Genomic DNA, 19,159 nt, shown 5'->3' with positions numbered 1-19,159 from the left:
CCCTGGTCACATGACTTCCGTGTCCCCCGAGACCGACGTGCGCCGGCACGAGCTGGCCGAGTTCCTGCGCAGCCGCCGTGAGCGGATCACCCCCGAGCAGGTGGGCCTCGTACGCGGTCGCAGGCGGCGCACGCCGGGGTTGCGCCGTGAGGAGGTCGCGCAGCTGTCGGCGGTCGGCGTGACTTGGTACACGTGGCTCGAACAGGCCCGGTCGATCCAGGTGTCCCCGCAGGTCCTGGACGCGCTGGCGCGCGCCCTGCTGCTGGACCGCAGTGAGCGCGGGCACCTGTTCGCGCTGGCCGGGGCGACGGATCCGGCTCCGCACACGCGCTGTCCGAGCGTGACGCCGGCCCTCCGCGTGATGCTCGACGCGCTGGATCCGATTCCGGCCTGCGTGCAGAACAGCCGGTACGACATCCTCGCCCACAACACCACCTACGGGCGGCTCCTGTGCGACCTCGATCGGCTGGCGCCGGAGGACCGCAACTGCCTGTGGCTGGCGTTCACCGATCCGCAGTGGCGCGATTCGATGGTGGACATGCCCGAGTCGAGGCGGATGATGGCGGCCAAGTTCCGGGCCTCGATGGCCGAACACCTCGCCGAGCCGGCCTGGAAGGCGCTGCTGGAGCGCTTGGAGTCGGCGTCGCCGGAGTTCCGGGAGGTGTGGGCGCGGCACGAGGTGGTCGGCCCGGAGGGCAAGGCGAAGTACATCCGCAACGCCCAGGTGGGCATGTTGCACCTGGAGCACACCAACCTGTGGCTGGGGCCGGCGGCGGGACCGCGGCTGGTGACGTACGTACCGCTGGACGAGCGGAGCCGCGAGCGGCTGGGGCGGCTGCGCGAGCTGACCCTGTCCGCGGCGGCGTCGGCCGCCTGAGGCGGGTGGGCCGGAGCGCCGGTGCGGCGCGGAGCCGGCTGCGCCGTCCTGACGGGTCGGTCTCCTACGATGGGCGCGGTGCGGGCTCCTGACCCGCACCGCCGCTCCGTCGAGGGGGAGTTCGTACATGAAGCGGTGGCACGTCTGGGTCACGGCCCTGACCCTGGTCCTGGCTTCCGCGGGCGCCGGCAGCGCGCAGGCGACGTCGGTCGACCCGGCCGCGGCCGGCGCCGACTGTCCGGCCGCGGAACTCTTCGCCACGGACAACACCGCGGTCATCACGGATCGTCGGCTGACCCCGCGGGACGCGGGATCCGGGACGCGGACACGGGACACGCCCGCGGGGCGGTAAGCCTAAGGGCTGTCCCGTAATCCGTGGTGGATCAGCGCGCGGCGTCGGATGCGGTGCATCGCAAGGCGGAGGGACGCCCGAATACTCGACGTATTCGGGCATCCCGACAACGCGGCGAGGTGCCGTAGCCGACGCCGCGCGCCCACCAGGGATGACGGGACAGCCCTTAGGCTGCACGCCGTCAGAGATCCACGTACAGACGAGGCGAACATGTTCGAACCGGCGCAGGAGAATCCGTACCCCGACACCCACGTTCTCGGGGAGGGTCCGGAGCCGCACCCGTCGCTGCTGCCGCTGCTCCCGCTGCTGGGGCGTTGGCACGGGCGCGGCCGAGGCGAGTACCCGACCCTGGAGCAGGACTTCCGGTACGAGCAGGAGCTGACCTTCAGCCACGACGGCCGACCCTTCCTGCGCTACGAGGCGCGGGCCTGGCTGGTCGACGCCTCGGGGGCGCCGGTGCGCCCGGCCGGGCGGGAGGCCGGTTGGTGGCGCGCGACGCCCGACGCCTCCCTGGAGGTGGTCCTCGCGCACCCCACGGGCATCGTGGAGACGTACGTCGGCGGGGTCTCGGGCTCGGAGATCGAGATCGTGACCAAGGACGTGGCGCTCACCCCGCTCGCCAAGGAGGTCACCGGAACGCGTCGGCAGTACACCGTCGACGGGGACCGGTTGACGCTGGTGCACGACATGGCTGCCGTGGGTCAACCGCTGCAACACCACCTCACGGCCACCTTCCTGCGGCGCCCGGCGCACTGACGGGCGCCGCCCCGCCGGCCCCGGGGCTCAGGCCGAGGATCCACTGTCCACGACCAGGTCCGCGCCGACGACGGAGCCGGCGGCGGGCGAAGCCAGGTAGAGGACCGCGGCGGCCACTTCCTCGGCCTCGGCGACCCGGCCGAGCGGGTTCTCCGTCTTGACCCGCTCGGCCCGGTCGGCCTCGGTCTCGCCGGGCCGCAGGGACATCGGGGCGGCCGAGGCCCCCGGGCTGACCGCGTTGACGCGGACCCCCTCGTGGATGTGGTCGAGCGCGGCGGCGCGGGTGAGCGCGGACACGGCCGCCTTGGAGGTGATGTAGGCGGCCGCGTTCGGGATCCGCTGGTGGGCGCCGAGGTTGGACGAGATGTTGACGACGGCGCCGCCGCCGTTCGCGCGCATGTGGGCGATCTCGTGCTTCATGGCCAGCCAGACGCCGGTGACGTTGGTCCGGAGCACGGCGTCCCAGTCCTCCTCGCTGACATCGGCGACGGGGACGGCGCCGCGGAGTATCCCGGCGTTGTTGACGGCGACGTCGAGGCCGCCGAAGAGGGAGACGGTCCGCTCCACGAGGGCCCGTACCCGGGTGGAGTCGGTGACGTCGGTGGTGACCGACTCGGCCGTGCCGCCCGCGGCCCGGATCAGGGCGACCGTTTCCTCCAGCGGACCCGCGGTGCGGCCGGCGACGACCACGCGGGCGCCTTCGGCGGCGAAGGCGAGCGCGATGGCCCGGCCGAGGCCGGTGCCCGCGCCGGTGACGAGGACGCTCTTGCCGGTGAAGCGGTTCATCTTGATTCTCCTTATTGGATCGATCAGTTCAATATGAGGACATCGGAAGGACCCGGACGAGGGGCCAGGGCAGCCCAAGGCAGGGCAGGGCAGGCTGACAGACAGCCCCGGGAGACGCCTCGGCCGCCCCGGCGTCAGTCCAGGAGGGTGAGCGCCTGCTCGACCGCGTCCCGCACCCGCGCCGGGTCCCCGGAGGCCTTGCCGACGACCCGGACGCCCTGCATCAGGACCAGCAGCATGCGGGCCAGGGTGCGGGGGTCACGCCCCTCGGGCAGTTCGCCCTGCCCTTGGGCCCGGACGAGGGTCGAGTGCAGGAGGGTTTCGAGGCGGTCCCAGCCGCTCTCGACCCTGCGGGCGGCCCCGGGGTCGTGCGGGGCGAGTTCGGCGGCGGTGTTGGTGAGGAAGCAGCCGAGCGACCGCTCCTCCGGGGTCCCCGCCTCGACGGCGAAGCGGCGCAGCAACTCCCGTACCGCCGGGAGGGCGGGACCGGGGCGGGACAGTTGCGCGAGCAGTTCGAGGTGCCGGGCCTCGGAGTAGCGGTCCAGCGACTTCAGGTACAGCTCGCGCTTGGTCCCGAAGGTGGCGTAGAGGCTGGCGCGGCCGATCCCCAGGTGGTCGGTCAGGTCGGTCACCGACGTGGCCTCGTAGCCGCGCCGCCAGAACAGCTCCAGGGCCGACTGGAGGGCGGCGTCCGGATCGAATTCCTTGGTCCTTGCCATGCACAAGATCATAGGAGCATGTGGAACGATCAGTCAAGAATGCGATGCGGGTCAACCACACGTCGCCGAGGAGGCCTTGAGCCCTCAGACGTCGTGCGCCGCCTCGTCCCGGAGGGGATGCCCGTCGGGGTCGGTGTGGTCGGCCTGGGAGGAGAACGCGTGCAGGAAGACGTCGTAGCGGCCGTCCGGCCTCCGGGTGAGGAGGGCCCCGTCCTGCCACGTGCCGTTGTCCGCCCACCGCCGACTCCCGTACGGGGCGCCCTGGTTGCGGTGGACGTTGCGCATGCCGAGCCCCTCGGTGAGGGGCTCTCCGAAGACGAGCACCGGCCGGCCGGGGAGGAGGATCGACTCCAGGGCCGCGGCGGCTTCGAGGTGGGAGCCGGTGACCCAGGGGCGGCGGGGGTCGAGGCGGTCGAGGAGCGTCTGGACCCAGGCCGGCGGGCGCCGGACGAAGAGGCAGCCGGGGGTCTGGGCGAGGGCCGGGTGGCGGAGGTGGTCCAGGGCCCCGGATCCCGAGCTCATGGACAGCTCGTGGTAGCCGGGGGCCAGGCGGTGCACGGGATCCAGCACGGAGGCGCCCAGGGTGAACACCTGCCACCGGACCCCGGCGCCGGACCCCTCGTCGTCCACGTCGACGGCGCAACGGTGGCGGCCCGCGGGGGTGTCCACTTCGAGGTTGACATGGAACCGACGGCCCCGGGTCTCGGGCCCGTCGCGGAAGTGGCGGTGCAGCGTCCCCGACAGCACCCCGTGGTTTTCGAGCGGCATCCCGCCAGTCAACCACCGCGGCGCCCCGAACGCCGACCCGGCCGGCCCGGGTCGGTCAGGCCCAGGGTCGGTCAGGCGATGCCCAGGGTGTGGGAGGCGCGGTAGCCCGGGGCCTCGGGGGTCGGGGTGAGGGTCATCGCGGCCCCCGAGGCGCGGTAGCGGCTGTCCCGCTCGTTCGGGTGGGCCGGGGCGGGCCGGCGGGCGTAGGGGTGGCGGGCGTAGACCTCCTTCAGGAAGGCCTCGGGGAGGAAGAACTGCGAGGTCACCCCGGAGCCGGAGCCCGGGCGGACCTTGAAGTGGACGTGCGGTGCGAGCCCCGCGTACCAGCCGGGCACGATCGTACGGAAGGTGCAACGGCCGGCGCCGTCGGTGATCTGGGTGCCGCGCAGGAAGGTGGCGCGGCCGGTGGAGTAGTCGCCCGCGGCGTCGGCGTGCCAGACGTCCACGGCCACGTCACCGCGGGGGCGGCAGCCGGCCGAGACGTCGACCAGTGTGAGGTCCAACCGCAGGGGCGTCCCCTCGCGGCCCTCGGTGATGTCGGTGCGCACCTTGTCGAGGTCGAGGTAGTACGGACCCGCGCCCGCCTCCGGGGTGAGCACGCAGGCGGGGGGCGGTGCGGCGGCCGTCGGACGCCGCGCGGGGCCGGCGCAGCCCGCCGGGGCCAAGACCAGGGCGCCCGCGGATCCGACGGCGCCCAGCAGCCGGCGGCGGCTGGTGTGGTGGGGTTCCCGCTCGGCCATGTGCGTTCCCTCGGCGTGTTGGGGGTGGCGCCCGACCGCGCCGGCCCACGGCGCCCACCGTGCCGCAGCCGGGGCGGGCCCGCCACGACCGACACGCCCTCCCCCGCCGGTCGGCCCCCGGCCGGTCAGCCCGCGCAGGTGGTGTCGGCGGCGGGGCGTTCGCCGGTGGTGAGGAAGCGGGTGACGGTGGCGTCGCCGCAGGGGTTGCCGTTGCCGAGGTAGGCGCCGTGGCCCCCGCGTTCGACGGTGACCAGGACGGCCCGGTCGCCGAGGGCCTCGCGCATCTCCAGCGCTCCGAAGAGCGGGGTCGCCGGGTCGCGACGGTTCTGGATCATGAGGATGTTCGAGGGGCCGTCGTCGGTGATCGATACCGGCTTGTCCGTCGGAGCCGTCTTCCAGAAGGCGCAGGGCATCGCGTTGGCCGTCATCCCGGCCGTCAGGGGGTGGCGCTCGCGGTCCTCGGCGACGGCGCGCCCGTAGGCGGCCGTCGAGGTGCGGGGCCAGGCCACGTCGTTGCAGACGACGGCGACCATCAGGGCGGCGTCCTCCTGCGACAGGGGCCGGGCCAGCTCCGGCGGGAGCACGGGCTCGACCTTCGGGTCGCGCAGCGCGGTGACCAGTTCGGCGAAGGCGGGGAAGGAGGCGTCGGAGACGAGGGTGTTCTGCAGGGACTGGCGCAGTCCGTTGCCGGTGAGCGGCACGCCGGCGACGTTCGACTTCCGCGGCGCGCCGTCCAGTTCGGCGGCGAGGGAGAGGATCAGGGGCTCGACCTCCTCGGGGCGTTCGGCCAATCGCAGGGCGCCCCGGTCGGGGTGGGCGGCCCAGGCGGCGAAGTCGGGGAAGCGGGCCTCGACGCCCGGGCCCATGTTGGCGAGCCACCCCCGGGCCACCTTGCGCGGGTCGGGGTCTCCGGTGCTGTCGAGGATCCAACGGTCGGTGCGGCCGGGGAACTTCTGGGCGTAGCCGGCGGCCACGTAGGACCCGTACGAGACGCCCCAGGCGGAGAGCTTGCGCTCGCCGAGGGCCTCGCGGAAGCGGTCGAGGTCGCGGATCTGGTTGGCGGTGGTGAAACTGCGCAGCTCGGCTCCGCCATCCCGCGCGCAGGCCTCGGCGGTGCGGCGGGAGCGGGCGACGTTTTCGGTGACGTCCCCGTCCGGGCCGGGCCAGGGGCGCAGGCTGGTGAGCATGCGGTCCTCGTCGGAGAGTCCGCAGCTCGCCTTGGCGCTGCCGCCGACCCCGCGGGGGTCCAGGGCCACGAGGTCGTAGGCCCCGTCCAGCCGGCTCCCGAGGGCCACGCCCTTCCTCGTCAGGCGGTCCACTCCCGAGCTGCCCGGACCCCCGGGGACCACGGCGAGGGTGCCGCGACGGGCTTCGGGGCGGTCGCTGCGGACGCGGGAGACGGCCACGGTGATCTGTCGGCCGTACGGGTCCGCGTAGTCGAGGGGGACGGGGAGGTCGGCGCATTCCTGGGTGGCGGGCCCACCGGGCTGGGCGCAGGGACGCCAACTGAGTCGGACCGCCGGGGCGGTGGGGTCCTTCGGGGCCGCCGAGGCCGGGACGCCGGCGGTGAGGGCGGTGGCGCCGGTGGCCGCGGCGAGGGCGAGGAGCAGGCTCTTCCTGCGGTAAGTCGTCATGGCGCAAGCCTTGTTGATCTCGCCCCGAGCCCCCATCCGGCAGCCCGGTCACCCGGGGTGGGGTTACCCCCCGGCCCGGCTCCCGCCCCCACGGTGCGGCAGCCGCCCCGAAACGCCCTGACCCGGCCACGTCCAGGACGCCGGATCCGTCGGCCGCACCGAGGCCGCGGGCCGGGGCGGATGACGGGGCTGAGGGGCGCGTCGGTGCCGGGGGCCGCCGGGCCGCTGCCATCCGGGACCGGCGGGAGGTGTGGACCTCGGGTGCCAGAGCGGGGCAGCGCCCCGGCCGCGCCGGCCTGGGGTTGCTCTGTGGGGGCATTGTTCGGGCCGGGGAGAGATTGCTCCGTCCGGGGGACTGTGCGGGGTGTCCCGGGGGAAGGGAGGGGCAACGTCCCCCACACGGCTCCCGGGCCGGGTCATATTGGCTGAACGGCGCGCCGTGCGGGCGCCCGCCCGCTTCTTGACGTCCCGTCATTGTGGAGGCACTGCTGATGCGTACCCGGTCCGTCCTGGTGGCCACCGCCCTGTTGGCGACGCTCCTGACCGCCGCCGGGCCGGCCGCCGCGCGCGGCCCCGCCCCCGCCACCGCCGCGGCCGTCGACCGGCAGGCCGCGCACGACGTGGCCCTGTTCGGCCTCCGGGGTTCGGGCGCCTCCGGCAAGGCCGCGGTCCAGGAGTTCACCACCGACAGCGCCCGGTTGGACCGGGTCGGGCTGTACCTGAGCAGCGGGGCGGCGACCGGACGGCTGACCGTGCAGGTCCGTACCGTCCTGGACGACCCCGGCTCGGCGGTCGCGAGCGCCTCGGTGGACCTCGCGCGGTGGGGCGGGGCGGGCGCGGGGTGGGTCGAGGTGCCCTTCGGCGCGACCGGCGCCCCGCTGAGTCCCGGCACCCCGTACTACCTGTTCGTGCAGGCCGACACCGCCGAGGAAGAGGAGGTGACCTGGCACGGCACCCGGGCGGCGGCCCCGGGGGCGCCCGCCGGGCGGCAGTACGACGCGACGCTCGGGGGCTGGCAGCCCGGCCAGGGCCGGCCGGCGTTCTACGTGAACCCGGCCGGCGGCGAACGGTGCGGGGAGGTGGAGCCCTGCTACGTGCCGAACTCGCTGCGGCCCGCCCGCACCGCCGGGCTGCTCACGGACGGGCATACGGTGGAGGCCCTGGATCCGGCCTTTGCCGTGGGTGCCCACTACGTGCAGGGCTCCAACGTGCTGGCTCTGCCGTCCGGGCGGTGGCGCTACCTGCCCGACGGGGCGACCAAGTCCGAGGTGGTGGACGCCCAGGACCCGGGCGCGCTGGAGCAGATCGCCTCGTCCCGGCGCTGGTTGGCCTCCGGGACGGTCCCCGGGGCGCCGGGGGCACGGCGGGAGGCCGCCGAGCGGGCGCTGTTGTCGATGCGGGCGCTGCTGCGGCCCAACGGCGCCTCGGCGGCGGCCTGGTACCCGTTCTGGGACTTCTCCTGGCCGCGCGACTCGGCCTTCGCGGCGGCGGCGTTCGCGCACACCGGGCACGACGAGGAGGCGTACCGGATCCTTCGGTACAACGCCGCCACCCAGCGGGAGGACGGCACCTGGGAGGCCCGCACCCGGCTCGACGGCAGCGGTCCGCCGGACGGGCGGACCTGGCAGCTCGACGCGAACGGCTGGGTGCCGTGGGCGACTTGGCAGTGGTACCGGACGGCTCCTGCGGCCGACCGGGAGGCACGCCTGCGCACCCTGTACCCGGTGATCGTCAAGGCGGCGGACTACACGGCGAACTCCCTGGACACCGACGGATTGCCGCCGGCCTCCCCCGACTACTGGGAACTGCCCACCGACACCGCCAACATCGGCACCGCCGCGCCCCTCCTCGCCGGTCTGAACTCCGCCGCAGACCTGGCCGAAACCCTCGGCCACACGGACGACGCCCGGCGCTGGGCCCGCGCTTCCGCGCGGCTGCGGGACGGGATCGCGTACCGCTTCGCACCGTTGGGCTACCCGCGCACCGTGGACGGGCTGCACGGCCGCGACAGCGCGGCCGCCTTCCTGGCGCCGCCGTTCGTCCCGGCCACGGCCGACCTCCCGGGCGCCCTCGACGACACGTACCAGGCGCTGTTGCGCCCCAACGGCGGTCTGGTGCCGGGCGACGACCCGGACACCCGGTGGGGCCACATCACCTGGACGGCGAGCACCTCCTTCTTCGCCCTGGCCTGGTCGGCGATGGGCGAGCGGGAGAAGGGCGGGGCCGTGCTCGACTGGGTGCTGTCGAAGCGGAACGTGCTGGGCGAACTGCCCGAGACGGTGGACGCGCAGGGCCTGCCGAAGGCGGTCGTCCCGTTGGGCTGGACGGACGCGCTCGTGCTGCTGACCCTCGTCCAGCAGGACGGCGCCAAGCTGGCGACCCCGCCCCTCCCCCGGCTCTGATCGACCCCGCGCGGGGTCGGACGGGGCGGGATCGGGCGGCGCCCGGCCGCCGTCAGCCCCGGCCGGTCACGGTGAGGCGGGTCGGCGGTCCGGCGGGGACGGGCGGCAGCCACAGCGGGCCACGGCCGGGGGTGAGGGAGCCGAGGACCCGGGGTCCCTCGGCTCCCGTGCACTCGGGGGCGTTGCCGGGGAGGCCGTGCAGGGTCAGGAAGCCGAGCACGGCGAAGGCGTACGCCTCCTTGGCGCCGGCGGGCAGGCCGAGCGCGTCGGAGGTCGACAGGGCGGCGTGCGGGGGCAGTTCCTCGCGCAGGGCCCGCATGAGGGTGGGGTTCCTGGTGCCTCCGCCGGAGGCGATGACCTCGGTGGGGTCGAGGGGGCGCAGGGCGTCGGCGACGGTGCGGGCGGTGAGTCGGGTGAGGGTGGCGAGGACGTCGAGCGGGGGGACGGGCCCGCAGACGTCGAGGGCGGCGCGCAGGTGGCCGGGGTGGAAGAGTTCCTTGCCGGTGGTCTTGGGGGCCGGCAGCCGGTAGTAGGGCTCGGCGAGCAGGCGGCGCAGGAGCGGTTCGTGGACGCGACCGGCCGCGGCGAGGGCGCCGTCCTCGTCGTACGCGAGCCGGTCGGCGGTCAGTTCGCGGACGGCGGCGTCGAGGAGGGCGTTGCCGGGGCCGGTGTCGAAGGCGACCGGGGCACCCGTCGCGGGAAGGGCGGTGAGGTTGGCGATGCCGCCGATGTTCAGGGCGGCGGGTCGGCCGGGGCGGCCGCGCAGCAGCATCAGGTCGATCAGGGCGACGAGCGGGGCTCCCTGGCCTCCGGCGGTGATGTCGCGGGGGCGGAAGTCGGCGACGACGGGCAGTCCGGTGGCCTCCGCGATCCAGGCGGGGGCACCGAGTTGCAGGGTGCCGCGGACCCGCCCGTCCTGCGTCCAGTGGTAGAGGGTCTGGCCGTGAGAAGCAATCAACTCGGCCCGTCCGGAGCATAGTTCACGGTCGGCGCGGACGGCGATGTGGGCGAAGGCCTGCCCGATGCCGGTGTCGAGCCGGCACACCTCGGCCATGGTGGTGTGGGCCGGCGGCAGGGCGGCGGCGAGGGCGGCGCGCAACTCGTCCTCGTACGGGGCCCCGACCATGCCGAGCGGGGTCAGGCTCAGGGTGTCGCCGTCGAGGACGAGGTCGGCGGCGGCCGCGTCCACGGCGTCGTAGGAGGTGCCCGACATCAGGCCGACGACCCTCACCGCAGCGGCCTCAGGTGGTCGTCGCCGCGCAGGCTCGCCAGGGCGGGGAGGCTGAGGGCGCAGGCCGCCGCGGCGTAGTAGGCGGGGACGCGGGTGTCGCCGGTGGCCGCGACGAGGGCGGTGATGACCAGCCCCGCGCAGCCGGAGAACACGGCGTTGGCGAGGGCGTACGCCACTCCGAGCCCGGTGCAGCGTACGGACGCGGGGAACATCTCCGCGAGCATGGCGGGCCCGGGTCCGGCCAGGAGGCCCACCGCGGCGCCCGCGACGAGGACGGCGGCGGCCTTGGCGGGGGTCGTGGCGGCGGGGTCCTGGAGGACGTCGAGGAGGGGCAGCGCGAGGAGGGTGACGGCGAGGGCCCCGGCGAGCATCACGGGGCGGCGGCCGACGCGGTCGCTGAGCATCCCGGCGGGGAGGATCACGGCGGCGAAGCCGAGGTTGGCGAGGGCGGTGGCGGCCAGGGCCTCGCGGAAGGAGGCGCCGAGGGCCGTCTGGAGGTGGGAGGGCAGGACGACGAGGAAGGTGTAGCCGGCGGCCGACCAGCCCATGATCCGCCCGACGCCGAGGGCGATGGCGCGGACGCCCCCGATGCCGGGCGGGGACTCGGCCGCGTCGGGAGGCCCGGCCCGGGGCGGGGCGGGCTCCTCGGGGAGGGGCGGGGCGGGCACCTCGGGCAGGGGCGGCGGGTCCGGGAGGGCGGTGCGCAGCCGGAGGGCGACCAGGCCCAGGGGCAGGGCCAGCAGGAAGGGGATCCGCCAGCCCCATTCGTACAGGGCCGCCGGCGTGAGCAGCAGCCCCAGCAGGGCGGCGGTGGCGGCTCCGGTGAGCAGGCCGAGGGCGACGGTGAGGGACTGCCAGGCGCCGTACCGGCCGCGCCGGCCCGGGGGCGCGTGTTCCGTCAGGAGTGCCACGGCGCCGCCGAACTCCCCGCCGGCGCTGAGCCCTTGGAGGGCGCGGAGCACAACGAGGGCCCACGGTGCGGCGGCTCCGAGCGTCTCGCGGGTGGGCAGCAGTCCGATCAGGGTGGTGGCGAGGGTCATCAGGCCCACGACGAGGATCAGGGTGGGGCGGCGCCCGAGCCGATCGCCGAGCCGACCGAAGAGGAGGGCTCCGGCCGGCCGGAAGAAGAAGGCCACGGCGAAGGAGCCGTAGGCGGCGAGCAGCGGGCCGGACCCGCCGTCGTGGGTACCGGCGCCCTGCTCGGGGGTGAAGAACCGGGCGGCGATGACCGTGGCGAAGCAGCCGTACACGCCGAACTCGTACCACTCGACGAAGTTCCCCGCCGCGCCCGCGAGGAGGGCGCGGCGGTTGCGGGCGGCCGTCGGGGGTGTGGTGCGCAGCGCGAGGGGGGTCACCCGTGCTGGGTGCCCGGTCCGGGCGGGCGGGATGCCTGACGGTGGCGGGGTTCAGCAGTTCGGCGGCGGCCCGGCCGCCGGGCCCCGCGTCCCGCTCAGGTCGTCGGGTGCAGGCGGGAGGGGGTGAGGGGGACGTCCTGCGCGAAAGCGGAGGCAGAGGAGGAGGCGGAGGGGGAGGCGGCGGCGGCGGCGTTGAGGGCGCTGCCCGACAGCCAGGTGCGCCAGTCCATGTTCCAGTCGCCGAAGCCGTTGGCGAAGGGGGGCATCCGGTCGCCGCCGCTGTTGACCACTTCGACGATGTCGCCCTCGCGGACGGTCTCGTAGAACCAGGCGGCGTCCTCGGTGGACATGCCCGTGCAGCCGTGACTGACGTTCTCCTCGCCCTGCGCCTCGACCGACCAGGGCGCGGCGTGGACGTACTCGCCGCTCTCCGTGACCCGGGCCGCGTAGAAGACGGGCAGGTCGTAGGACTCCTGGGTGCCGCGCTTGATGCCGATGGAGTCGCCGCGCATCCGGACCTTGTACTCCTTGCGCAGGACGACCTTGATGCCGCTGCGGGTCAGGAAGCCGGCCTTGCCCGTGGTGACGGGGATGGTCCGGACGACGCGTCCGTTGCGGCGTACGGTCATCTCGTGCGCGGCGGAGTCGGTGACGGCCTCGATCCGGTCCGCGACGGTGAACTCCACGGGGTCGGAGGGGCCTCCGTAGCCGAGCTCGCCGAACTCGACGCCGTCGAGACCGCTGCGGACGCGGACCACCGTGTGGGCGGGCCAGTAGGTGCGCGGGCGGAAGTGCAACGTGGAGTCGTCGACCCAGTGCCAGGCACCTTCGACGTGGGGTTCGGAGGTGACCTGGAGGGCCTGTTCCACGCGGGCGCGGGCACCGGCGTCCTCGGCGGGGACGGGGTGGCTGAGGGCGGCCGTGACGATCTCGCCGGCGCCGTACGTGCCCGGCCGGGGGCCGAACTCGACGGTGAGGCGGCCCCCGTCGGCGCGCGTGGCGGGCGGCGCGGTCGTGAAGGCCATGGTGACGCCGACGGGGGAGCCGGCCGCGTCATGGGCGCCGACGCGCACCGTGTAGCTCTCCCCCGCCCGCAGGGGTTCGGTGTTGTGCCAGTGGCCGCGGCTGTGGCCCAGCCGTCCGGCCAGGTGCCGGCCGTGGGCGTCGCTGACGGTGACGTCGGTGAGGGCTCCCGTGCCGGGCTGGGCGAGGGCGATCTCCAGGGGGCCGCCCGGGTCCGTCGGGAGGGAGTCGGGGCGGCCCGTGGCCTCGCTCCACACGACGGATCCCGCTCCGCGGGCGGTGGCCCGTACCCGCTGCTCCCGCCAGTCCCCGCAGGGGCCGGAGCGGAAGCTCCCGGCGGCGCACCAGGCCGTGGCGTCCGGGCCGCCGCCGTCCACGGCCCGTCCGACGAGGAGGGTGACGGCCGCTTCCCGGGGTGCCGCGGCGGCCGCGGCGCCGAGCGGGGACTCCGCTTCCGTGGTACCGCCGGGTGCGGCGGCGACGGCCAGCAGGGCGCTGGTGGCCGCCGCCGTGGCGCTCCACACTTTGGTCCGCTTCTTGCGCGCGTTGGCCACGCGGCCCTCCCAGTCGTCACCGTGCCGAATGGGAGCATCAAAACGATCTGGAGCCAAAACGATGATCGTAAACTCGGCCCTGCGGCCGAACGGGTACGCGAAGTGAACCCGGACGGCCCAGGGCGTGTCCTGCCGTGGGCGTGCGCTCTCAGGCCGGCGGGCCACCGGGCTCCTCGCGGCGGCGGCCCCAGGCGGTGATCATCCCGGGCGAAAGGGCCGCGCAGTCCGGGGAGTCCAGGAAACGGACGGCCTCGTCGACGACCGCGTCGTCCACCAGGTCGGTGGCGGTCATCGCCGGGCGCGACCGCTCCCAGGTCTCGGCCCAGAAGCGGCTGATGGGGCTCCCGGGCACCAGCGGTGGGACGTGTACGTCGGCGGCCACGGAGACCAGCCCGGCGGCGCTCAACAGCTCCGGGTAGCGCGGGGTCCAGGAGACGTCCGTGCCGATGGTGTCCCGCAGGCCCTGCCACATGGCGGCCATGGTCCGGCCGTAGGCGGTCTTGGGCGTCGTCGCGCCGGTCAGGTCGATCGCGTCGCCGAGTACGAGCACACCGCCCGGGACGAGCAGCTCGGCGAGCCGGGAGATCACGCGTTGCCGGGCGGGCAGGTGCATCAGGACGAAGCGGGCGTGGACGAGGTGGAACCGGCCGGGGCCCACTTCGGGGAAGCCGTCGCCGGTGGTCCCGAAGGCGGGGTCGGCGATGTCGGCCTCCAGGGTGGTGAGGCCGGGCTCCGGTCGGGCCGCGAGGAAGCGGACGTCCCGGTCCACGGCCAGGACGCTCGACACGCCGGCGTCGCGCAGCAGGCGGCGGGCGACGCTGCCGGTGCCGGCGCCCAGTTCGAGGCAGTGCCAGCCGGGTCCCGCGCCGAGGGCGCGCAGCCGGGCCAGCGTGGTGTCGTCGTAGGTGAGCGCGCCGAGGTCGATCCGCTCGTCCTCGCCGAGCTGCTCCGGCCGGAACACCCGTGTGCCGTACCCGCCGGGGGTCGAGGGCCCGCCGGAGGCGGCGGGTTCGGGGGAGGTTCCCCCCGGGGTGGGGGTCTGTGCGCCCATGGGTCGCTCACCGCCTCACGGTTCCGGCCGGTTCCTCCAGTATCGCGGGGAAGTCGCGCGCCGACGACCGGGACGGGAGCGGGCGGAGCGCGGCCCGCGCGCTACCGGTAGAGAGCGGGCACGGGCGGGCGCGAGCGGTCCGCAGGTTGGTGCACGGGCTGGTGCGGGGGCGGGTGCGGGGGCGGGTGCGGGGGCGGGTGCGCGGGCGGAGTGGCGGGTTCCCGTAGGCTCGGTGAATGGCGAAGTACTTCGACGTGCACCCCGAGAACCCTCAGCGGCGCACCATCAGCAGCGTGGCCGACAGCATCCGCTCCGGCGCGCTGATCGCATATCCGACGGACTCCTGCTTCGCGCTGGGGTGCCAGATCGGCAATCGTGACGGAATCACGCGGATCCGGTCGATCCGCGATCTCGACGACCGGCACCACTTCACCCTGGTCTGCCAGAACTTCGCCCAACTCGGGCAGTTCGCGCAGATGGACAACGACGTCTTCCGTGCGATCAAGGCGGCGACCCCGGGTCCCTACACCTTCATCCTGAAGGCCACCTCCGAGGTGCCGCGACAGCTGCTGCACCCGAAGAAGAAGACGGTGGGGGTCCGCATTCCCGACCACCTGGTCACCCAGACCCTGCTGGCCGAACTCGGGGAGCCGCTGCTGTCCAGCACGCTGCTGCTGCCCGACGAGGAAGAGCCCATGACGCAGGGGTGGGAGATCAAGGAGCGGCTCGACCACCTCGTGGACGCCGTGGTCGACTCCGGCGACTGCGGCACCCGGCCGACGACCGTCATCGACTTCTCGGACGGCGAGGCGGAGATCGTCCGCCGGGGAGCCGGCGACACCGCCCGCTTCGAGTAGCACCGCCCACTTCGAACGGAACCGCCCGCTTCGAACGGCGCCCACGTCGGATGACCCCGGCGCCGTCGCCTCCCCTCCCCCGGTCCACCGCGGGAGGGGCCGGCCCGGCCGTCGCTCCTCGCTCCCTCGCGGGCGAGCGAGGCGCGCGCGAGCACGCCACCGGCCCCAGAAGGTCAGAAGGGCCTGGTCGGAAGGTACTTCCCGTCCAGGGTGATCACGGCGCGCTCGCCACCCTCCGGGTCGGCGACCTTCCGCACGTCCAGCCGGAAGTTGATCGCGCTGATGATGCCGTCACCGAACTGCTCGTGGACCAGGGCCTTCAGCGTCGTGCCGTAGACCTGGAGCATCTCGTGGAAGCGGTAGATCGTCGGATCGGTGGGGATCCCGCCGGGGAGGGAACCGCGGGTGGGGATGGTCCCGAGCCACATGGCGGCGTCCTCGTCCAAGCCCAGGAGTTCGGCGACGGCCCGCGCGGCCGGTTCGGGGAGCGGGTGCTGGCCGAGGACGGCTGCGGTGACGAAGGCGACGGACAGGCCGGCCACATCGGCGATCTGCTGCCAGGTCAGGTTCTTTCGGACCTTCGCCTCGACGGCTTCGGCGGCGATCCGTTCGCGGACGGCGGGGGCGAACTGGGCGTGCGTCACGGTGATTTCCTTGTCGATCGGAGCTGCGGGGTCGAGGGAAGCGAGGGAACGAGGGGCGCTGGGGGGACGGTCGCCGGCCCGGGGCACCGGGTTCACGCGGCGAGGACGACGCCGCGCCGGGGCGGGTCGAGCCGTTCCACGGCGCCCGTGGGGATGTCGTAGACCCAGCCGTGCAGGGTGACGGAGTTCCGCGCGAGGGCTCCGGCCACCGAAGGGTGCGTGGCGAGGTTGGCGAGCTGGGCGCGTACGTTCTCCCGTACCAGCGTGTCGAGGTCGCCGTCCGCGTACGCGGCGCGGGCCAGGGAGGCGTCGGCGTGACGCAGCCAGTCGGCGACGGCGGGCGCGCCGCTGAGGTCGTGCCGCTCGGCGAGGGCCGTCATGGCTCCGCAGGCGGAGTGCCCGCACACGACGACGTCGGCGACGCCGAGGACGGCGACGGCGTACTCCACCGCCGCCGCGACCGCGTCGGCACCGGGCGCGTGTGCTGGTATGAGATTGCCCGCGGTGCGGAGGACGAACAGCTCGCCGGGCTCGCTCTGGGTGATCAGCTCCGGTACCACGCGGGCGTCGGAGCAGCTGATGAACAGGGTCTTCGGCCGGTGGGCCGTGGCGAGGCGGGCGAAGAGTTCCGCCTTCGCCGGGAAGACGTCGCGCCGGAACCGTTCGACGCCCTCGGTGAGGTCGTGGTCGTGGTCGTGCATGGTCACTCCCCTGGTCGGTCTGGGATCCGCCCCGTGGGGCTGACGAGATCCACCATGCATGACCTGCTTCTATAGTGTCCAAGAGCTGAAATCGATGAGTTCCATCGATGCGGTCTATGGTGGATGTCATGACTCCGGAACTGCGTCACCTGCGCTATCTGCTCGCGGTCGCCGAGCACGGCAGTTTCACCCGCGCCGCGGAGGAGCTGCACATCTCCCAGCCCACGCTGTCCCAGCAGGTCAAGCAGCTCGAACGGGCTGTGGGCGTACAGCTGTTGGACCGCGCGGGCCGCGCGGTGCGGCTCACCGACGCGGGCGAGGCGTACGCGCGGCACGCCCGTCGGGCGCTGCGGGACCTCGCGGCGGCCGAGCGGGCGGTGCACGACGTCGCCGACCTGTCCCGGGGCCACCTGCGGCTGGCCCTCACCCCGACGTTTACCGCCTACCTCCTCGGCCCTCTCCTCGCCGACTTCCACCTGGCCCATCCGGGGATCACGGTGGAGGTGCGGGAGCTGGCCCAGGACCGGATCGAGGCCGCGTTGCTGGCCGACGACACCGACCTCGGGATCGCGTTCCACGGCGAGCACCCGGCGGGGATCGCCGCGACGGCCCTGTTCACCGAGCGACTCGGCCTCGTGGTGGCGGCGAGCGCCCCCCGGCCGGTCGACCCGTTGCCCGTATCCGCGCTCGGGGAGCGGCCACTGGCGCTGCTGAGCCGGGACTTCGCCACCCGCGCCCACATCGACCGGCACGCCGCCGCGCTCGGGGTGCGCCCGGCCATCGCGGTCGAGGCCAACTCCGTCCCGGCGCTGACGGAACTGGTCCGGCGGACCGGACTGGCCACGGTCCTCCCGGAGCCGATCGCCGCGGCCGATCCGCACCTGGTCCCGGTCCCTCTGGACCCGCCGCTTCCCCCGCGCACGGTCGTTCTGCTCCACCGGGCGGCCGGGCACCACAGCGCGGCGTCCGTCGCCTTCGCCGCGCTGGCCCGGGAGCACGCGAGGACCGGCGGCTACGCGCCGCCCGGGGAGGACCCCGGGACCGCCGGATAGGCCCGCGTCAGGAGAGCGGGCGCGCCCCGAGGGGGTGGGCCGGGACCTGGTGGACGCTGGAGGTCAGCATGCGGACCTCGCCCTGGTCGCTGATCTCGGCCCGGACGATGCCGCTGGCGTCCGCGTAGACCGGGTGACCGCCGGGCCCGCGCTCTTCGGTACGGTCCACGACCACGAGGTCCCGGCCCGTGCCGGTGCTGTCGGGGAACGCCAGCTCGTACCGTGGGACGCTCATCCGCATACTCCTGTCAGGGGGGCCGGGCCGTTCTTCCATCCTGAGCCGCTCCGGCCGGAACCGCCTGCCGGGATCACCGGTGGCGGCCGCCTCCGGCAGCCGCCGGCCGCCGGTGCTCGTCGGCCCGGGCCACCACTGTGGGCCGACGGTGGGTAAAGCGGCCCCGTCCCGCTCGTGCCTGCCTCCGGACCGCCGGGGCCCGTCCGATAGTCGCGGGGGCGACGGCACACGGACGCCGCCGGGAAGAAGGCAGCGATGGACGAGGCAGGCGGACCCCCGCCCCGCAGGGCCCTGCTCACCGGGAGCCTGGCCGTCGCGGCGGCCGGGGCGCTGTCGGCGTGCTCGGCGTTCGACACCGGATCCCGGACGGCGAGCGTCGGGCCCCGGCCCGACGCCGCCGCGCCGAACCCGCGCCCCACCACCCCGGACACGGCCCTGGCCCGGCTGATGGAGGGCAACGCGCGGTGGGTCACGGGGAAGCTCAAGCACCCCGACCGCGACCCCGACCGGCGCGAGCTGCTCGCGCAGACGCAGGAGCCGTACGGCGTCGTGCTCGCCTGCATCGATTCCCGGGTGCCCCCGGAGATGGTCTTCGACACCGGTCTCGGCGACCTGTACGTCCTGCGCACGGGCGGCCAGACGGTCGGCCCCGTCGTCACCGGATCCGTCGAGTACGGCCCGATGACCAGCGCGACCCCGCTGATCGTGGTGATGGGTCACCAACGCTGCGGGGCCATCGACGCCGCCTACAAGGCGATGCGTGACGGCAAGACCCTGCCGGGCAACCTGGAGGCGATCGCCAAGGCCCTGCGCCCCGCCTACGACCGGACGGTCGAGGAGGGCGGCCCGGATCCGGTGGACCGCATGATCCACGCCCAGATCACGATCACCGCGGAGGACCTGCGGGCCAACGACGACCTGGCCCCACTCGTCAAACGGGGCGCCCTGGCCGTGGTCGGGGCCTACTACTCCCTCGACACGGGACGGGTCCAGAACCTCTCCGGCGCCACGGTCTGACGCGGTCGCCCGCGCCCGTCAGGCGTCCCCGCGGACCGTCGCCCGGCGCTGACGCTTGCTCTGCTTGGCGAGCGAGAGGTCCTCGGCGGTGGAGCGGAGCCGCTTGAACCCGTATCCGCGTTCGGTGAGCCAGACCTCGGCGGCGAGTTCCGCGCGGGCGGTGGCGTCGAGGATGTCCTCCTCGGCCTCCCCGCCGTCGAGGAAGCGGAAGGCGAAGGAGTTCCGTGCGGCCAGCTCGTACGTCAGGTCGCCCTCGGCGGTGAAGGAGGCCCGCAGCACCTCGTGCTGCGGCGCGGCGGCGAGCAGTTCGGCGTGCTGCTCGGCGGTGAGGCCGTCGAAGAAGCCACGGACGATGATGCGGAAGGTACGGGTGCTCATCGGCCCACCGTAGGGCGGCCCGGTCCG

Annotated in this window: 20 protein-coding genes; 7 read left to right on the top strand and 13 right to left on the bottom strand. The window is 74.6% G+C overall.

The features are described from left to right. The first annotated feature begins 10 nt into the window (after positions 1–10). From ACIOD1_RS08975 to ACIOD1_RS08965, 3 genes are all read left to right on the top strand, one after another. Positions 11–877 (top strand): helix-turn-helix domain-containing protein, encoded by an 867-nt coding sequence (locus ACIOD1_RS08975; protein ID WP_365616919.1) that lies wholly within the window; start codon positions 11–13, stop codon positions 875–877. Positions 878–1,004: 127 nt separating this feature from the next. Beyond that, complete coding sequence (locus ACIOD1_RS08970; RefSeq protein ID WP_401901158.1) at positions 1,005–1,229, top strand: hypothetical protein; 225 nt, start codon at positions 1,005–1,007, stop codon at positions 1,227–1,229. A 210-nt stretch (positions 1,230–1,439) separates the two neighbouring features. Further along, a complete protein-coding gene (locus ACIOD1_RS08965) occupies positions 1,440–1,985 on the top strand; it encodes an FABP family protein (RefSeq protein ID WP_365616923.1) in 546 nt (181 codons plus the stop codon). A gap of 27 nt (positions 1,986–2,012) precedes the next feature. Here ACIOD1_RS08965 and ACIOD1_RS08960 read toward each other — a convergent pair whose 3' ends face one another. The 5 genes from ACIOD1_RS08960 to ACIOD1_RS08940 all read right to left on the bottom strand — a co-directional run bounded on the left by ACIOD1_RS08960 (position 2,013) and on the right by ACIOD1_RS08940 (position 6,632). Beyond that, positions 2,013–2,771, bottom strand: a complete 759-nt coding sequence (locus ACIOD1_RS08960; protein ID WP_365616925.1) for an SDR family oxidoreductase — start codon at positions 2,769–2,771, stop codon at positions 2,013–2,015. A gap of 134 nt (positions 2,772–2,905) precedes the next feature. Continuing rightward, positions 2,906–3,490, bottom strand: a complete 585-nt coding sequence (locus ACIOD1_RS08955) for a TetR/AcrR family transcriptional regulator (protein WP_365616927.1) — start codon at positions 3,488–3,490, stop codon at positions 2,906–2,908. 84 nt (positions 3,491–3,574) lie between these two features. Continuing rightward, positions 3,575–4,258, bottom strand: coding sequence for a DUF2278 family protein (locus tag ACIOD1_RS08950; RefSeq protein WP_401901156.1), 684 nt, complete (start codon positions 4,256–4,258; stop codon positions 3,575–3,577). 71 nt (positions 4,259–4,329) lie between these two features. Continuing rightward, the gene (locus ACIOD1_RS08945; RefSeq protein ID WP_365616931.1) at positions 4,330–4,998 is read right to left on the bottom strand and encodes an intradiol ring-cleavage dioxygenase; all 669 of its coding nucleotides are present in this window, start codon (positions 4,996–4,998) and stop codon (positions 4,330–4,332) included. Between the two features lie 125 nt (positions 4,999–5,123). After that, a complete protein-coding gene (locus ACIOD1_RS08940; protein WP_401901155.1) occupies positions 5,124–6,632 on the bottom strand; it encodes an alpha/beta hydrolase in 1,509 nt (502 codons plus the stop codon). 491 nt (positions 6,633–7,123) lie between these two features. On the opposite strand from ACIOD1_RS08940, the gene ACIOD1_RS08935 reads away from it, so the two are divergent. Further along, positions 7,124–9,034 carry a hypothetical protein gene (locus ACIOD1_RS08935; RefSeq protein ID WP_401901154.1) on the top strand — a complete coding sequence of 637 codons (1,911 nt, stop codon included), beginning with the start codon at positions 7,124–7,126 and terminating at the stop codon, positions 9,032–9,034. Between the two features lie 52 nt (positions 9,035–9,086). Here ACIOD1_RS08935 and ACIOD1_RS08930 read toward each other — a convergent pair whose 3' ends face one another. From ACIOD1_RS08930 to ACIOD1_RS08915, 4 genes are all read right to left on the bottom strand, one after another. Further along, positions 9,087–10,265, bottom strand: a complete 1,179-nt coding sequence (locus ACIOD1_RS08930; protein ID WP_401901152.1) for an anhydro-N-acetylmuramic acid kinase — start codon at positions 10,263–10,265, stop codon at positions 9,087–9,089. Further along, a complete protein-coding gene (locus ACIOD1_RS08925) occupies positions 10,262–11,620 on the bottom strand; it encodes an MFS transporter (protein WP_365616938.1) in 1,359 nt (452 codons plus the stop codon). The genes ACIOD1_RS08930 and ACIOD1_RS08925 overlap by 4 nt, the downstream gene beginning before the upstream one ends. 95 nt (positions 11,621–11,715) lie before the next feature. Next, positions 11,716–13,197, bottom strand: a complete 1,482-nt coding sequence (locus tag ACIOD1_RS08920) for an Ig-like domain-containing protein (RefSeq protein ID WP_365616940.1) — start codon at positions 13,195–13,197, stop codon at positions 11,716–11,718. Positions 13,198–13,345: 148 nt separating this feature from the next. Further along, positions 13,346–14,248 carry a class I SAM-dependent methyltransferase gene (locus tag ACIOD1_RS08915; protein WP_401901150.1) on the bottom strand — a complete coding sequence of 301 codons (903 nt, stop codon included), beginning with the start codon at positions 14,246–14,248 and terminating at the stop codon, positions 13,346–13,348. A gap of 236 nt (positions 14,249–14,484) precedes the next feature. Between ACIOD1_RS08915 and ACIOD1_RS08910 the strand changes: the two genes are divergently transcribed. After that, complete coding sequence (locus ACIOD1_RS08910) at positions 14,485–15,105, top strand: L-threonylcarbamoyladenylate synthase (RefSeq protein ID WP_365616944.1); 621 nt, start codon at positions 14,485–14,487, stop codon at positions 15,103–15,105. Between the two features lie 173 nt (positions 15,106–15,278). On the opposite strand, the gene cynS is transcribed toward ACIOD1_RS08910, so the two are convergent. Together cynS and ACIOD1_RS08900 are read right to left on the bottom strand one after the other, a co-directional pair. Continuing rightward, positions 15,279–15,749, bottom strand: a complete 471-nt coding sequence (cynS, locus tag ACIOD1_RS08905; RefSeq protein WP_365616946.1) for a cyanase — start codon at positions 15,747–15,749, stop codon at positions 15,279–15,281. A gap of 92 nt (positions 15,750–15,841) precedes the next feature. Continuing rightward, entirely contained in the window at positions 15,842–16,450 is a 609-nt protein-coding gene (locus tag ACIOD1_RS08900) for a carbonic anhydrase (RefSeq protein ID WP_365616948.1), read from the bottom strand. 128 nt (positions 16,451–16,578) lie between these two features. Between ACIOD1_RS08900 and cynR the strand changes: the two genes are divergently transcribed. Further along, positions 16,579–17,502: a transcriptional regulator CynR gene (cynR, locus tag ACIOD1_RS08895; RefSeq protein ID WP_401901147.1), complete on the top strand. Its 924-nt coding sequence runs from the start codon at positions 16,579–16,581 to the stop codon at positions 17,500–17,502. A gap of 7 nt (positions 17,503–17,509) precedes the next feature. On the opposite strand, the gene ACIOD1_RS08890 is transcribed toward cynR, so the two are convergent. Beyond that, positions 17,510–17,737: a DUF6296 family protein gene (locus tag ACIOD1_RS08890; RefSeq protein ID WP_365616952.1), complete on the bottom strand. Its 228-nt coding sequence runs from the start codon at positions 17,735–17,737 to the stop codon at positions 17,510–17,512. Positions 17,738–17,992: 255 nt separating this feature from the next. On the opposite strand from ACIOD1_RS08890, the gene ACIOD1_RS08885 reads away from it, so the two are divergent. Beyond that, positions 17,993–18,754, top strand: coding sequence for a carbonic anhydrase (locus ACIOD1_RS08885; RefSeq protein ID WP_401901145.1), 762 nt, complete (start codon positions 17,993–17,995; stop codon positions 18,752–18,754). An 18-nt stretch (positions 18,755–18,772) separates the two neighbouring features. Here ACIOD1_RS08885 and ACIOD1_RS08880 read toward each other — a convergent pair whose 3' ends face one another. Then, positions 18,773–19,132 carry a DUF6204 family protein gene (locus ACIOD1_RS08880; protein WP_401901143.1) on the bottom strand — a complete coding sequence of 120 codons (360 nt, stop codon included), beginning with the start codon at positions 19,130–19,132 and terminating at the stop codon, positions 18,773–18,775. Positions 19,133–19,159: the final 27 nt, after the last annotated feature.

This window comes from Streptomyces sp. NPDC088097, from assembly GCF_044741845.1.
In the GTDB taxonomy this organism is placed as follows: Bacteria; Actinomycetota; Actinomycetes; order Streptomycetales; family Streptomycetaceae; genus Streptomyces.
This window is presented reverse-complemented; position numbering and strand designations above follow the sequence as displayed.

Excerpts from the sequence above, each read along its gene's own strand:
- ACIOD1_RS08975 (WP_365616919.1), top strand. The coding sequence starts at position 11 with ATGACTTCCGTGTCCCCCGAGACCGACGTGCGCCGGCACGAGCTGGCC.
- ACIOD1_RS08970 (WP_401901158.1), top strand. The coding sequence starts at position 1,005 with ATGAAGCGGTGGCACGTCTGGGTCACGGCCCTGACCCTGGTCCTGGCT.
- ACIOD1_RS08965 (WP_365616923.1), top strand. The coding sequence starts at position 1,440 with ATGTTCGAACCGGCGCAGGAGAATCCGTACCCCGACACCCACGTTCTC.
- ACIOD1_RS08960 (WP_365616925.1), bottom strand. The coding sequence starts at position 2,771 with ATGAACCGCTTCACCGGCAAGAGCGTCCTCGTCACCGGCGCGGGCACC.
- ACIOD1_RS08955 (WP_365616927.1), bottom strand. The coding sequence starts at position 3,490 with ATGGCAAGGACCAAGGAATTCGATCCGGACGCCGCCCTCCAGTCGGCC.
- ACIOD1_RS08950 (WP_401901156.1), bottom strand. The coding sequence starts at position 4,258 with ATGCCGCTCGAAAACCACGGGGTGCTGTCGGGGACGCTGCACCGCCAC.
- ACIOD1_RS08945 (WP_365616931.1), bottom strand. The coding sequence starts at position 4,998 with ATGGCCGAGCGGGAACCCCACCACACCAGCCGCCGCCGGCTGCTGGGC.
- ACIOD1_RS08940 (WP_401901155.1), bottom strand. The coding sequence starts at position 6,632 with ATGACGACTTACCGCAGGAAGAGCCTGCTCCTCGCCCTCGCCGCGGCC.
- ACIOD1_RS08935 (WP_401901154.1), top strand. The coding sequence starts at position 7,124 with ATGCGTACCCGGTCCGTCCTGGTGGCCACCGCCCTGTTGGCGACGCTC.
- ACIOD1_RS08915 (WP_401901150.1), bottom strand. The coding sequence starts at position 14,248 with ATGGGCGCACAGACCCCCACCCCGGGGGGAACCTCCCCCGAACCCGCC.
- ACIOD1_RS08910 (WP_365616944.1), top strand. The coding sequence starts at position 14,485 with ATGGCGAAGTACTTCGACGTGCACCCCGAGAACCCTCAGCGGCGCACC.
- ACIOD1_RS08900 (WP_365616948.1), bottom strand. The coding sequence starts at position 16,450 with ATGCACGACCACGACCACGACCTCACCGAGGGCGTCGAACGGTTCCGG.
- cynR (WP_401901147.1), top strand. The coding sequence starts at position 16,579 with ATGACTCCGGAACTGCGTCACCTGCGCTATCTGCTCGCGGTCGCCGAG.
- ACIOD1_RS08890 (WP_365616952.1), bottom strand. The coding sequence starts at position 17,737 with ATGAGCGTCCCACGGTACGAGCTGGCGTTCCCCGACAGCACCGGCACG.
- ACIOD1_RS08885 (WP_401901145.1), top strand. The coding sequence starts at position 17,993 with ATGGACGAGGCAGGCGGACCCCCGCCCCGCAGGGCCCTGCTCACCGGG.
- ACIOD1_RS08880 (WP_401901143.1), bottom strand. The coding sequence starts at position 19,132 with ATGAGCACCCGTACCTTCCGCATCATCGTCCGTGGCTTCTTCGACGGC.